Consider the following 13,389-nt stretch of genomic DNA (forward strand, 5'->3'; position numbering starts at 1 on the left):
TTAAAATGAGACATTCAAACCAAAAATATAAGAAGATAAGAGCAAATCACCGCTACGATTCCATTCTGGATCATATCCTTCGGGATATTTAGAGAAAGCAGGTAAATCGTTTGCGCTGAAATAGACTCGCAATTTATTGACAAAGAACTTCTTTGTGATTTCAGACGGAAGTGTGTACCCTAATGTAATGTTTTTGATACGCATATAAGCTCCGTTGAAAAGATAAAAGTCGCTTTTGGCATAAATATTAGCACTATTGGTTGTTAACTTTGGATATTTCGCATTAGCGTTTTCTGCGTCTGTAGCTGTTGGGTTCCAATGGCTTTCGATTAGATTCAGCGGGCAGGCGTATGCTTGGTAATTGAATGGTGTACCAGGCCATGACCAATAAGATAATTGATGCCCGATACCTTGGAATGATAAATTGAAATCAATTCCTTTCCATTCAGCCCAAAGAGAGCCGCCGTATTGCATTTCTGGCAGAGAGTTACCTAAACGTACACGGTCGTTAGATGCAGTAATTTTACCATCACCATCAATGTCTTGGTAACGAATATTACCGGCTTTATCATTGTTGGTCAGAACGGGAATCTTATTACCATTTTCGTCTAACATGGCTGCTTCGTTTAAAATAATTCCCATACTTTTGTAACCATACCATTCATTATAGTAGGAACCTTCTTCTATAATCTTGTTATCGTCGATTTTCTGTCTATCTGCCATGTATCCCATTTTTGAACGATAATCGGATAGGTTGAAACTTACGCCATAACGGAAGTCGTTAATTTGGTCACTCCATGATAGTTCAAGATCCCAACCTCGTGTGTTCATGTCGGCTGCATTGTTTTGTGGTGCATTATAACCGAAATAGGAAGGAAATCCTACTTCCATTAACATATCTGTTGTCTTTTTGTAATAGTAATCAATTGAACCACGTAGTCTGTTGTTCAACAAAGTTATATCTGCACCAATACCATAAGTAGTAGTTGTTTCCCATGTCAGGTTTTTGAATGCGTAATCTGTCTGGTACGCTGTCTGTACAACATCGGAAACTCCAGTAGAAGCATTAGGTATAAAACCTGTACCGAATGTCAATTTGGCTTGATATGGGAATTCTGAACCAATACGTTCATTTCCTAATTGTCCGATAGAACCACGTAGTTTTAGTAAATCGATAACACTCTTATTAAACCAGGGCTCTTCAGAGATGACCCATCCAGCGCTGACAGATGGGAACGTACCCCAACGATGACCATCAGCAAAACGGGAGGAGCCATCGGAACGGATATTAGCTTGTAGTATATAGCGATCCGCCCATGAGTACATGATACGACCGAAGAACGAACGATAGGCATTATGTCCAGCTTTTCCACTATTAAATTGATAATCTTCAGGACCTAAATTCAAATAAGGGAAATTTACCAAACTATAGTTAGTACGTGAAGCACCTTCTTCTTCCCATTTGTAAGAATAATCTTCGTAACCGGCCATTAGTCCGATAGAATGGCGTTTTAATTGTAGTTTATAGTTTGCGTAAAACTGCTTTGTTAAACTATGATTATCGTTACGACTTTCGCTAAGACTGGTTGAAGAATAAAAGGTTCCGGGAATCGGATCACCAGTAATCCGGTAGACCTCATACCTTTTTTTATGATCTTTTCCCTTATAGAAAGAGTATTGAGGGGCAACGATTGCTGTTAGAGTCAGTCCTTCTATAGGAGTAAGATCTAATTGCAATTTTCCACCAACCCGATAGTTTTGCTTTTTCATTGATCCACTTAATTCACGCTGAGCAATAGGGTTATCACCATCTTTACCATCGGCAAAGCGTCCGTCTGACCAGTAAGCATTATAGATTGGTGCACGCTCCATCAGTTCACCGATACTAGCATGTGGTTCAGTTGCATTAGAATAAAGCAGGTTCAAGTCTACATTTGCATGGATCCAGCTATTGATTGTATAGTCATTATTAGTTCGGATGTTAAAACGTTCATAGTTTTTTGTATTAATAAGAGCTTCTGAATCATAATAGTTAAAGCTGAAGTTCGTTTTCAACTTATCGGTACCACCACTAAGTGAGAGAGAATGACGTTGGTGATGTGTGCTACTTTTTAGGCCTAAATCCATAAAATCTGTGTCTGCATAGCGATCAGGATCCTCGGCGCGCAGTTGTGCATAGTTGTTGATTACATCTTCCGAATACAATGAATGAGGAGAAGAAGCTCCATCATTGAATGCTAATTCGTTAAGTCCTTTCATCCATTGTACTGCATTGGCAAATTTAGGTTTGGTTGTTGGTGTATTGATGCCATATTCTCCATTATATGAAAGATGGAATTCCTTATTTTTGGCACGTTTGGTTGTAACCAAAATAACACCGGCAGCTGCACGTGAACCATAAATAGCTGCTGAAGCAGCGTCTTTCAATACTTGGATGTCTTTTACATCTTCAGGAGCGATATCTGTAAGAGTTCCTGGTACACCGTCCACGATTACCAATGGATCATTAGTTGACATGGTCGTAATACCGCGCACACGGATGGTTGCTCCGGCTGATGGGTCACCGCTGGAACGTGTGATCTGTACACCGGCCATTTGTCCTTGTAGCTGGCTGGAAAGTTGGGGTGTACTTTTCATTCTAAGTTTATCACCACCTAAAGAAGATGTTGAACCGGTCAAGTCAATCTTGCGCGCTGTACCGTAGCCAATTACAACAATTTCGTCCAATGCTTCAGAGTCTTCGTTAAGTATGATCTCATATGAACTGCGTGTGTCTATTTTTATATCTGTTGATTTATATCCAATATACGATATAGATAGTGTGGCATTTGATGCCACACTGATCTTGAAGGTACCTTCAAGATCAGTGATAGATCCATTAGTAGTACCTTTCTCCACCACATTAGCTCCGATAATTGGTTCGCCATTACTGTCAATAACTTTACCTGTAATGCGTTTGGTTTGTTGTTGGATAGCATAGTTTTTGCGGATAATGTTGATGTTACGATCATTGATCTTATAAGTCAAATCTGTTTTGGCCAAAGCCAGTGTTAAAACATCGTCGATTGAACGACTTTTTACTTGGACGCTAACCTGTACGTTTTTAACTTCTTCATCCACATAAAAGAAAAGAAATTCGCTTTGCTTTTCTATTTGGGTGAATAGATCCGTAAGGGATATTTGCTCTGCTTTGAGTGATATAGTTGCAGACTGGGAATAAGACGATTCCACAGCTACGGTTTGAAACAGAGCCACGAATAGTAAGATGATCGTGATTCTCATAATTATAAAAAGTTTTTTTAAACCTTTGGGTAAGAAAGACTTGTAATACGAAACATTTTCCATATTTTTGTACTGATTTAAAGATTGATAATTCGCTTCATCCACAATGTTTGGTCGCGGAGCGGACGAAGCGGAAAATTAAATTTAATGATTTTAAACCGGTTGTATTCTTAGGTATGACCGGTTTATTAAGGTTAACACTGGTGCTACTTCATAGGCATTATCTTTTTAGTGTTGCATATTGTATGTAATAAACTCCGTCGCTATTGTGCCACCGGATAGGTAGGCTACGGGAAATGACTTTTAGGATCTGCTCGATGCTTTGTTCTTGACTGAAAGTCCCGGAGACGGTCACGGCTGGTTTTTTCAGTTCCTGACTGTCGATCTGGATTTCTACTTTATAAGTGCTCTGCAGCTCTTTGATAAGTTCGATGAACGGAATCGATTTATATTTCAACAGACCGTCTTTCCAAGAAGTAAAAGAATCTGTATCAACATGTTTGACATCAACCTTGTTTGTCGACCGGCTAAAAGTTAGTTGCTGGTTCGGAGTCATCACGATATTTTGTTTTGCACCTTCGAAACGGATGGAACCTTCCACAAGGGTTGCTGTGATATCGTCGGATTCCGCATCTGCTTTCACATTGAAGTGCGTGCCCAATACGGTGATAGAGGCTCCGTTCATCTCTATTTGGAAGGGCTTGCCTGAATCTTTTGCCACTTCGAAATAGGCTTCACCTTCCAATTTGACGTTGCGGCTGTCTTTTCCGTATTTGTCGGAATAACTTAGGCGGCTGTTCTTGTTCAATGTGATGACAGTTCCGTCTTCCATCGTGAAATTAGACTTATGTTCGTCCGTCAGCAAGGTGTAGTATTCGGATGTACGGTCATTTGTATTATAAAGGAAAAAGCCTGTTGAGAAAATGAAAAGCAAACAGGCAGCGGCAATTAGTGGAATGGCGTTTCTCCATAATTGCCGCCGGAAAGTCTGCCTCTTTTGTACATTGATCTTTTGTTGCAGTTTGTCGGCCGAGAAAGCAGGGGCGACGGAATGTTTGAAAGCGACATCCGCATCCCAATAATTCTTGAGCCGTCGGAATTCGTCCCGGTTCTTTTCGTTTTCGTTCAGCCATTCGCTTAGCGAAAGGATGTCATCCGAAGAACTTTCTCCACTCAGGACACGTGCGATTATATGGTTTATTCTGTTTTCCATTCTGTGTGTTTCTATATGTATAGTCGCAGGGAAATGAGAATCCCCTTAGTCGAAATGAGAAAAAGATGGAAAATTTCACTTAATGGAACTTTTGTTTCCTGCCGGAGTGTTGCTTTTCAGATGCAATCGTCGGCAAGTGTTTCCCGCAGTTTGCGGACGGCATTCGCCAAGTGTGCTTCCAGTGTTTTGACGGAGATGTCGAGGATGGCAGCCACTTCTTTATATTTGAGCTTGTCTTCGCGGACGAGTTTGAAAGCCATCTTGCATTTGGCGGGCAGCGAGTCGATCGCCAGGTTCAGGCGGCGGATCCCTTCCTGGCTGATAAGCTCTTCTTCGGGAGTCGTTTCGGTCGAGGTGAAAAGGTCGATGGAGATTTCGTCCAGCGATACCTGCTCCATGTGCTGTTTGCGATAATAGCTGATCGCTTTGTGGCGGGCTACCGTATAAATGTAAGAATCGAAATTGGAGATACCGGGAAGTTGCTTGCGGTTGTCCCAGATAGCTAAGAAGGTATCGGAAACAATCTCTTCGGCTTCTGCCGGCGATGAGACATACATGCCCGTAAATCGCATTAGCGGACCGAAATAGGCCATGTAAAGCGATTTTAGAGCGGTCTGCGAATTCGATAAGGCCATTTCACAAACCCACTGTATGATATCGTCCCGATTCTCTCCCAAGTGTGAGCAAGATTAACAATGTTCTTATAATAAGAGTCGCGAATATAAAGAAAATCCCTTAGTTCGATAACATTATTTTTTTATTCAACTGTTTCTGTGTGGGTATAGTTCGACTTGTAACATCTATGTCCTTATTGCGTAATATTTGTTTCAGACCTTTGCAACCAAATACATAACAAGCAATTATGGAGACATTCTATCTCTTTCTGATCATTTTTCTCTTTGTGCCGGCTGTGTTCGACCTCTCAGTCGGAGTTAGTAACGATGCGGTCAATTTCATGAATTCGGCAGTTTGTATGCGGCTGCATGCTTGCCTCCTTTTTTGCCTTGTCGCTTGTAGTGATGACCTGGACGTTCAGCAGGTTTACCAAAACAATCTATACAGGCTCATTATCAGCATCTTTCATCACCCCAACATAAAGCCTATCTTTTATCCCTTAAAACTTCTTGCAACATCGCAACCTTTTCCTTTTCTGCTTCCAGAAGTTTATCATAAAGTTCGACTATTTTATCGATAGGGTTGAAAGTTGGACACCAATTAACAGCAGAGGATTGATTATCAAATGTATTTGCAACAATATTAATAGATGCACCTTCTTCCATCTCTGTAATTGCTTCAACTGGAATGTTTAAAGCCTCAGCTATCTTTGCTAAAATATCAGGCTCCAATTTATCCCTTTTCTCATAACCGGATAATGTAGCCTGTGATACACCAATCTGCTCAGCCAATACATCTTGATTGATATTGCGCCATTCTCTCCAACGACGTGCATTCGCTCCATGATTGCTCCTTTTTGCTGTTGCCTCCATAATTTAATTAATTGTATATGATTTACCTATTGCAAAAGTAAGTATTAATCCGGATAATATTTTATTTAATGGAATAATATCATCAGACAAAACCTCGAAATAATATCAATCCAATATTTGATAAAAGATAGGATTACTTAATAGACCATTGGACTTGTATTTTATTCCTTTGCCTATCATTTTTAAACAGACAATAAAATGACTCAAAAGAACAATAGGAATTATGCAGAGCAAATAACTCTGGGATGCCTCGCAATCAATAAACCCCTTAGTTTTGTAAAAACGGTTTTTGTTGACAGAGAGCAGAATGAAAAACATTATATATTTAAAGCCCAAAAAGAAACCAGCCTGGAAGTCCGGTTTGAGTCTTCCACACTGACTTGTTTATTTGATCGCAACAAGATATGCAAAGGAGCATTTCTTTTTCTCGACGATACAACGGAACTTATTCATTATATCGATTATTGCAGTAAAACTTATCCGTGTGATCGGCTCCTTGAAGGATGGATCACACAGAATACCATAATCCAGATACATACAAACGCAAAAGAATGTAGTCTACTAATATTACCTATCCGGCAAAACAAGGGATCGTAACCCTAATCTGCATCGTCTGATTTTCACCTTCTCTTCTTCGATAGCGGTATCGATATCATCCGGTCTATCGAAAATTTACCCGGACCGGTAATATACATCAATATAAAGACAACCAGATAAATGAATGCCAACTCTTTTACAGCAAACGCATCATTGCCATGAATAACGAAGAAGGCCATACACATGGTAAAAATCATCGGGATCATCGCCAAACGATACAGCGCACCGAAGATGAAACCAATCGAACAAGCCAACTCTCCAAAAATAGCCAGTCCTAACGACACCTGACTACCAACCCCCAGCGGATCGGGAAAAACAGCAGACATCTCTGTAAAGTTAGTCCATTTCTGGATACCATGAGACAACAATAACCCTCCGAAAAGGATACGTAATGCTAATAACAACAGTGAAATAGCTGTGCCGTCCGGTTTAGACGGGAATAAAAATCTGTATATCGCCAACATATTATTTTGTTTTTACATAGATTAATAACTATATATAAAACAAAAGGAATTAAGAAATGTTCATTGCTTCCACTCCTTGTAACCCAATAGCCTTCTAACTACAAAACAACTGGTTCCTAATTCAAAGATGCCTTTATTTCATATTTTTGACCTAGGTCAAAAACGTTTATCACCTAGGTAGAAAACGTTTACCACCTAGGTCAAAAAGCTTTACTACCTAGGTCAAAAAATTAAAAGATAGGTAGCTTTGTATTAGTAAACAGGTATTTTACGATTACAAATAAAGGAGTTTATAACTAAGAAAATGCAGAAGTTAACGATGCTGCCAGTATCATAAAGATTATATATGATCTTTGCTACTTCAAAACAACATTTCAGAGGTTAGGTGGGAAGGATGGGAATTAACTCTATATTACTTTAGCTGGACAAAAGATGTTCAGTCGCTCAATTAAACTTTGAGGTATATAACATCTTGATACACATATAAAAAATAAAAGCCGATATCCCTTTGCGAGGTATCGACTTTTACAAAAATACTTTAATCGTGACCCGGGAGGGATTCAAACCCTCGACCTTCAGAACCGGAATCTGACGCTCTATTCACTAAGCTACCAGGCCAAAGACGGGGCAAAAGTAAATATAATATCGGAAGAAACCAAACGAACGGCCGAAGAGTTTTATCTATCTTTCTTTTTTCTGCCCTACAACATAAGTTTTGATATTTTGCAACAAACTTCAGCATATATACTGCCATTTTGCAAATAAAAAAGGCATAAACATTGCTATTTTGCCATTAATCATTATCTTTGCGACTCATATTTAACAAACACAAAGCACAACAAGTATATGAGCTATTTAATTAAACCTGCGGGATATAAGGCTTTGCTAAACCTGTCTCAAACAGAAATGGGAATCAAGAAGATCAAAGACTTTTTCCAGCAAAACCTGTCTTCGGAGTTACGCCTGCGTCGTGTCACGGCACCTTTGTTCGTTCTTAAAGGGATGGGTATCAATGATGACCTGAACGGAACGGAGCGAGCTGTTACATTTCCCATCAAAGATCTGAATGATTCCAAAGCCGAGATCGTACATTCACTGGCTAAATGGAAACGACTCACTTTAGCCGATTATAATATAGAAGAAGGATACGGTATTTATACAGATATGAATGCTATCCGTTCCGATGAAGAACTGGGTAACCTGCATTCATTATATGTTGACCAGTGGGACTGGGAACGGGTAATGAGTCCTAAAGAACGCAATATCGAATTTCTGAAAGAGACGGTACGCCGCATTTATGCCGCCATGGTGCGCACTGAATATCTCGTATACGAAATGTTCCCACAGATAAGACCGACACTTCCACAGCAGATTCATTTCATACATTCCGAGGATTTGTTGCAAAAATATCCTACCTTTACACCGAAAGAACGGGAAGACGCTATTGCCAAAGAATACGGAGCAGTATTCATCATCGGCATCGGATGTCAGTTAAGCAACGGGGAGAAACATGACGGACGTGCTCCGGACTACGACGACTGGTCTACTGTTGCAGAAAACGGACAGACCGGATTGAACGGTGACCTGCTTGTCTGGGACGATGTCCTGAACCGCTCGATGGAACTATCTTCAATGGGTATCCGCGTAGATAAAGAAGCGTTGCTACGCCAATTGAAGACATGTAATGCAGAAGAGAAAAAAGAACTCTACTTCCACAAACGCCTCTTAAACGGCGAACTGCCTCAAAGTATCGGAGGCGGTATCGGCCAAAGTCGGTTGTGTATGTTTTATCTGCGTAAAGCCCATATCGGCGAAATCCAGGCAAGTATCTGGCCGGAAGAAATGCGTCAGGAAGCCCGTGCTGCAGGAATGTATTTAATTTAAAGTTATGGACGTAAAGATCGAACAAAGCTGGAAAGAACGGTTAGCCCCTGAATTTGAAAAAGATTATTTCAAAGAGTTGATCAACTTTGTAAAACAGGAATACAGTCACGGAACTGTATATCCCCCGGGACCATACATCTTTAATGCTTTCGAGCATTGTCCTTTCGATAAAGTAAAAGTTGTCATACTGGGACAAGACCCTTATCACGAGCCGGGACAGGCACACGGGCTTTGCTTTTCCGTGCAGGACGGAACACCTTATCCGCCTTCCCTGATCAATATTTTCAAAGAGATAGAAAGCGACCTGGGCAAACCGATGCCCCCAAGCGGTAATCTTTTACGCTGGGCAGACCAGGGTGTCCTGTTATTGAACGCCACCCTGACGGTCCGTGCACATCAGGCAGGCTCACATCAAAACCGGGGATGGGAAACATTCACTGATGCCGTGATCCGGAACCTGGCGGAAGAACGCAGCCATATCGTTTACATTCTCTGGGGATCATATGCTCAACGCAAAGGGGCCGTGATCAATGCTTCACGCAATCTGATTCTGAAATCGGCACATCCTTCTCCCCTCTCCGCTTACCGGGGATTCTTCGGAAACAAACATTTCAGCAAAGCGAATGATTATCTGATAGCCACAGGACAAGGTCCGATAGAATGGTAATAAAATAACAAAAAAAGGCAGGTTGAAGAACTTGCCTTTTTTATTTCTTTTTGCACTACCGATCAATACCAATCCTGTCCTTCACGGGCGCTGCTGCTCTGGTTGTACTTCAAGTCTTTCAGCAGTGAAGAGCTTACCGCAACAGAGAATGTATATGATTTATAGGGGCCTACCGGCACAAAACTTGCAGACATCTGGAAACAGTGCAGGTTACGTGTCACGTTACAGGTCATGAACGAAATCTTCTTATTATCAAAATCGTATGTCGCATTGAAGTTAAAACTCCAGTTCTTCGTCGGCTGAATATTTCCGTTAAAGCTCAGCGCATGGGTCAGCTTATACTTATACTCCAACCGGTTCGGATCGAAATCGCCATAACGCAGCTGCATACTGTAATTAAAGGAAAGGCTCCAGGGGATCTTGGAGATCAGATAACCATCGGCATCGTACTCGCCGGTATCTTTTTTCTTTCCGCGTAAACGTCCGCCTTCCTGTGTTCCCTCAGCATCGGCATTCTCTCCATCCTGATTTTCCGCTGTCAGGTTTTCCAGTTCGCCGTCACCTGCATTTTCCTCGGGAATATTACTGTCCGTCTTTCCACCGAACCACTTCTTGAACGTATCGTTATTAAATGTATAGGAGAAGCTGGTTCCTGTCGAACGCAAACGGCCGATCCCTTTACCTGCTTTCCAACGGGGGATATCCAATCTGACCGGCTTACCGTTTTTATCCGCACCATAGGTATAGGTATCAAATGTTCCGTTCAGATTCAATGTATAACTTTTTGAGAACTTCAAACGTAATCCGACAGATAAGTCACTCCATTTGAAAGAGTCCGCCGCCATATTATAGCTCATGCCTAATGACAATTTATCGATCAGGCTGATCTTTTTAAAACCGGTACTGTCTGCATCCGACTTGACCTTCATTTCGACGTTATTATCCAGCGAGAAATTCAAACTTCCCTGCTTTCCGCTCGGGATAGAACCATTATGAGCAAAAGGTGAATAAACATAATCGATCGGATCGCCATTGGAATCGATATACTGATAATGATCATAGAAGCCGAAGATACTGCCACCGAAGTCGGGTGCCGCACTGATACTGACGGAAGGCTCGAAACGATGACGGATCATCTGTACTTTATCGCCCAGGAAAGGAAGCGGTTTATAAAAACCATACAAAGTCGTAGAGGCAGATAAAGAGGCATTATAATTGTAAATACGATAAAATCCGTAAGTTGTATCGCGGTTTACCAATGTATTCAACTGCGGATCGAATTGCTTTGTGATCTTGCTGGTATACCAACTTTCCTTATAATTGAACGAAGGAGAGATATTGATATACTTGAATGCTGTAAATGTCGCACTGACCGGAATGCTATGCTCCATCGAGTTCTTCCAGTCCTTTATTATATTCGATTTGAACAACAGGTTTTCTTTTGTCGTAATACTATTCCTGAAATATCCGGAATAACTCATGGATATCTTTTCATACCAACGTTCTCTACCTACCGGATTCTTCCGCTTAAACGGGAATATACGGCTCAAAGTAATGGTCAGGTCAGGCAAGGTCACAGAGATCATCGAGTCTTTGGAATTCTGGTTTACGTTCATGGTTGCCGAAAGAGTCAGCGGATTATTCGGGAAACGTTGCGTGATATTGATACTGGAACCTTTTGTATTGTTCGTCGTGTTCGGGTTATAGATACCCATTGCACTGTTACGGTCGAAGCTGGAAGTCGCAAAATTGACACTTGCGGAGAATGTCCGGTACGGATTCGCCTTAGGGTCCTGGCTGTGCGTCCAGTTTATCCGGAAGTCCTTCGTCAAACTATAGTCGGCCAGCCCTTTATCTCCGAACTTACTAACCTGATAAGCGGCATTGAAATTACCGGAGAAAAGATATCTCTTTTTATAGGAAGACTGCGCCTGAAGCCCCCAGGAACCTTTCGTATAGATTTCTCCGGTTACCGCCAGATCGATATAGTCGCTCAATGCAAAATAATATCCACCGTCCCTTAAACCGAAACCACGCTGGGAATCATCCTGATAGGTCGGCATGATCACACCTGAGGAATAGGTACTGGAGAAAGGGAAGAAACAGAACGGCAAACCGATAGGATACAACGGAACATCTTCGATCACCATATAAACAGGCCCGGTCACGATATTCTTTTTGGGGCGGACCTTTGCCTTGGTCATTTGGATATAAAAGTGAGGATGATCGTGTTCGTCGCAAGTGGTATATTTCCCCCCCACCATATTCAGGACATCGTCATCCATCTTCTTGGTGCGTCCGGCAGTAACAAAGCCTTCTCCCTGCTGGGTAATCACATCGGTAATATATCCCTTCTTGGTATTGAAGTTATAACGCATCGTTTTGGATTCGTACTCCTGATCGCCGTCTTTAAACAAGGGATAACCGAACTCATCGCCAATGGAGTCGAGACCGAACTTGGCAAATACCAGACTGCTGTCCAGGCTCATTTCGATATTCTCAGCCTGCAACCCGATCTGTTGATATTTGACATCTCCTTCGCCGTACAGATATGCCCAGTTTCCGGCAGTCATGACCATAGAGTCTTTTGCCTGATAAACTACCGGAGCATCGAGCCCGACCTTTTTGGACTGAGTAGAATCGGCGGCAAGGACCGTACTGTCCGTGACGGCTGGAACTATCGTATCCCCATTTAAAGGCAATACGGTATCCCGCGGGGCAACCAGCTCCTGCGAATACATCATCAAAGCCCCGGCGAGGAAATATAATAGGATAAATAGCCCTCTGTGTCTCATTAATTAAGTTGACAGTTGACAGATGACAGTTGACAGGTGAAAACGAAGTCATCTGTCAACTGTCAACTGAATCGTTACAGCGTGCAAATGTATAATAAATTAATGAGCCCTTTAGCTTTTATTCCCCTAAAAAGAGTTTACACCAGTTATCAAAACGTATAACGGTCTCCTCTCCATACTTCGAAAGGCTCTGTTTTACTTTTTCAACCGGCTTTTCTTTATCCAGTTTTGTCTTACTGTAAAACTTATCGGCAAAACAGATGAGTTGTTCTTCCAACGATACCGGAACCATTACACGTGAAGGAAGCGGAAGATGCCTCTCTTCTATCATTGCAGCGGTAATACCGGTCCCGGTATGCCGTTCACAAACCAGGGCATGCCGCGGAAAACCTTCCTTACGCATCAGATCGGCGCCCAGATAACCATGACAGATATATTCGGCCTTGCCAAAGCAACCTATTTCCGGTGCATTGCACAAAAAGATACCTATATCATGAAGCATAGCCGCTTCTTCAATAAAAGGAATATCCAGGTTCATTTCCGGATGCATGTGTGCCAGGCTCAATGCTTTATCCGTCACACTCCGGCTATGGGTAACCAATATATGATAAGCATCCGATCCGACCGGATAATATTTTGAGATAATATCAATAGGATTCATTTTATCTACGCTTTATTCTTAATCCGACTGCGAAGATACAGATATTTTATATTGACTATCATTATCCGACGAATAAAAACTATCCTCTGCTGCCCAGACTATTCAAATCGGGATTGATCTCCTTCACCGCCTCTTTCACCTCTTTTTTTGTCACTTTACCATCCGTTGCCACCTGTTGCACAGGATACCGTTCATCTTTATGATCTAACACTAAAGCTTCGGTTTTCGCTTTTTCTTTGATTTTTGGAAGTCTTGTTGCCATATGATTATTCTTTTTGTTTGTAATTATCCAACATAAAAAGAAGCGTGATAGTTCAAGGCAAACATGTTAAATATAAA

At 41.5% G+C, this 13,389-nt stretch carries 10 protein-coding genes and 1 tRNA gene; 2 read left to right on the plus strand and 9 right to left on the minus strand.

Features of this window, described 5'->3' with window-relative positions:
- The 6 genes from DWX23_RS04145 to DWX23_RS04180 all read right to left on the minus strand — a co-directional run bounded on the left by DWX23_RS04145 (position 1) and on the right by DWX23_RS04180 (position 7,661).
- Positions 1 to 3,345, minus strand: a complete 3,345-nt coding sequence (locus DWX23_RS04145; protein ID WP_183669108.1) for a TonB-dependent receptor — start codon at positions 3,343 to 3,345, stop codon at positions 1 to 3.
- A 157-nt stretch (positions 3,346 to 3,502) separates the two neighbouring features.
- Positions 3,503 to 4,495, minus strand: a complete 993-nt coding sequence (locus DWX23_RS04150) for a FecR family protein (protein ID WP_122373549.1) — start codon at positions 4,493 to 4,495, stop codon at positions 3,503 to 3,505.
- Positions 4,496 to 4,611: 116 nt separating this feature from the next.
- On the minus strand, positions 4,612 to 5,130 hold the full coding sequence (locus DWX23_RS04155; RefSeq protein ID WP_229800976.1) for an RNA polymerase sigma-70 factor: 519 nt from the start codon (positions 5,128 to 5,130) through the stop codon (positions 4,612 to 4,614).
- A gap of 465 nt (positions 5,131 to 5,595) precedes the next feature.
- Entirely contained in the window at positions 5,596 to 5,982 is a 387-nt protein-coding gene (locus DWX23_RS04165) for a helix-turn-helix domain-containing protein (protein WP_122373552.1), read from the minus strand.
- Between the two features lie 620 nt (positions 5,983 to 6,602).
- Positions 6,603 to 7,043 carry a DoxX family protein gene (locus tag DWX23_RS04175; RefSeq protein ID WP_122354745.1) on the minus strand — a complete coding sequence of 147 codons (441 nt, stop codon included), beginning with the start codon at positions 7,041 to 7,043 and terminating at the stop codon, positions 6,603 to 6,605.
- Between the two features lie 545 nt (positions 7,044 to 7,588).
- Positions 7,589 to 7,661, minus strand: a tRNA-Arg gene (locus DWX23_RS04180).
- Positions 7,662 to 7,889: 228 nt separating this feature from the next.
- Here DWX23_RS04180 and asnA point away from each other — a divergent pair.
- Both asnA and ung read left to right on the plus strand, forming a co-directional pair.
- Complete coding sequence (asnA, locus tag DWX23_RS04185; RefSeq protein WP_122373553.1) at positions 7,890 to 8,927, plus strand: aspartate--ammonia ligase; 1,038 nt, start codon at positions 7,890 to 7,892, stop codon at positions 8,925 to 8,927.
- A gap of 4 nt (positions 8,928 to 8,931) precedes the next feature.
- Positions 8,932 to 9,594 (plus strand): uracil-DNA glycosylase, encoded by a 663-nt coding sequence (ung, locus tag DWX23_RS04190; protein WP_122373554.1) that lies wholly within the window; start codon positions 8,932 to 8,934, stop codon positions 9,592 to 9,594.
- 62 nt (positions 9,595 to 9,656) lie between these two features.
- Here the strand turns inward: ung and DWX23_RS04195 are convergent, their stop codons facing one another.
- From DWX23_RS04195 to DWX23_RS04205, 3 genes are all read right to left on the minus strand, one after another.
- Positions 9,657 to 12,389 carry a putative LPS assembly protein LptD gene (locus DWX23_RS04195; protein ID WP_122373555.1) on the minus strand — a complete coding sequence of 911 codons (2,733 nt, stop codon included), beginning with the start codon at positions 12,387 to 12,389 and terminating at the stop codon, positions 9,657 to 9,659.
- A 118-nt stretch (positions 12,390 to 12,507) separates the two neighbouring features.
- The gene (locus DWX23_RS04200) at positions 12,508 to 13,050 is read right to left on the minus strand and encodes an HDIG domain-containing metalloprotein (protein ID WP_122373556.1); all 543 of its coding nucleotides are present in this window, start codon (positions 13,048 to 13,050) and stop codon (positions 12,508 to 12,510) included.
- A 79-nt stretch (positions 13,051 to 13,129) separates the two neighbouring features.
- Positions 13,130 to 13,312: a hypothetical protein gene (locus DWX23_RS04205; RefSeq protein ID WP_122354735.1), complete on the minus strand. Its 183-nt coding sequence runs from the start codon at positions 13,310 to 13,312 to the stop codon at positions 13,130 to 13,132.
- Positions 13,313 to 13,389: the final 77 nt, after the last annotated feature.

Source organism: Parabacteroides sp. AF18-52, assembly GCF_003479145.1.
GTDB classification, from domain to species: Bacteria; Bacteroidota; Bacteroidia; order Bacteroidales; family Tannerellaceae; genus Parabacteroides; species Parabacteroides faecis.

Bases quoted from the DNA above. Each gene is read 5' to 3' on its own strand.
- DWX23_RS04145 (WP_183669108.1), bottom strand. From the start codon at position 3,345: ATGGAAAATGTTTCGTATTACAAGTCTTTCTTACCCAAAGGTTTAAAA.
- DWX23_RS04150 (WP_122373549.1), bottom strand. From the start codon at position 4,495: ATGGAAAACAGAATAAACCATATAATCGCACGTGTCCTGAGTGGAGAA.
- DWX23_RS04175 (WP_122354745.1), bottom strand. From the start codon at position 7,043: ATGTTGGCGATATACAGATTTTTATTCCCGTCTAAACCGGACGGCACA.
- DWX23_RS04200 (WP_122373556.1), bottom strand. From the start codon at position 13,050: ATGAATCCTATTGATATTATCTCAAAATATTATCCGGTCGGATCGGAT.
- ung (WP_122373554.1), top strand. From the start codon at position 8,932: ATGGACGTAAAGATCGAACAAAGCTGGAAAGAACGGTTAGCCCCTGAA.
- DWX23_RS04165 (WP_122373552.1), bottom strand. From the start codon at position 5,982: ATGGAGGCAACAGCAAAAAGGAGCAATCATGGAGCGAATGCACGTCGT.
- DWX23_RS04205 (WP_122354735.1), bottom strand. From the start codon at position 13,312: ATGGCAACAAGACTTCCAAAAATCAAAGAAAAAGCGAAAACCGAAGCT.
- asnA (WP_122373553.1), top strand. From the start codon at position 7,890: ATGAGCTATTTAATTAAACCTGCGGGATATAAGGCTTTGCTAAACCTG.
- DWX23_RS04195 (WP_122373555.1), bottom strand. From the start codon at position 12,389: ATGAGACACAGAGGGCTATTTATCCTATTATATTTCCTCGCCGGGGCT.
- DWX23_RS04155 (WP_229800976.1), bottom strand. From the start codon at position 5,130: ATGGCCTTATCGAATTCGCAGACCGCTCTAAAATCGCTTTACATGGCC.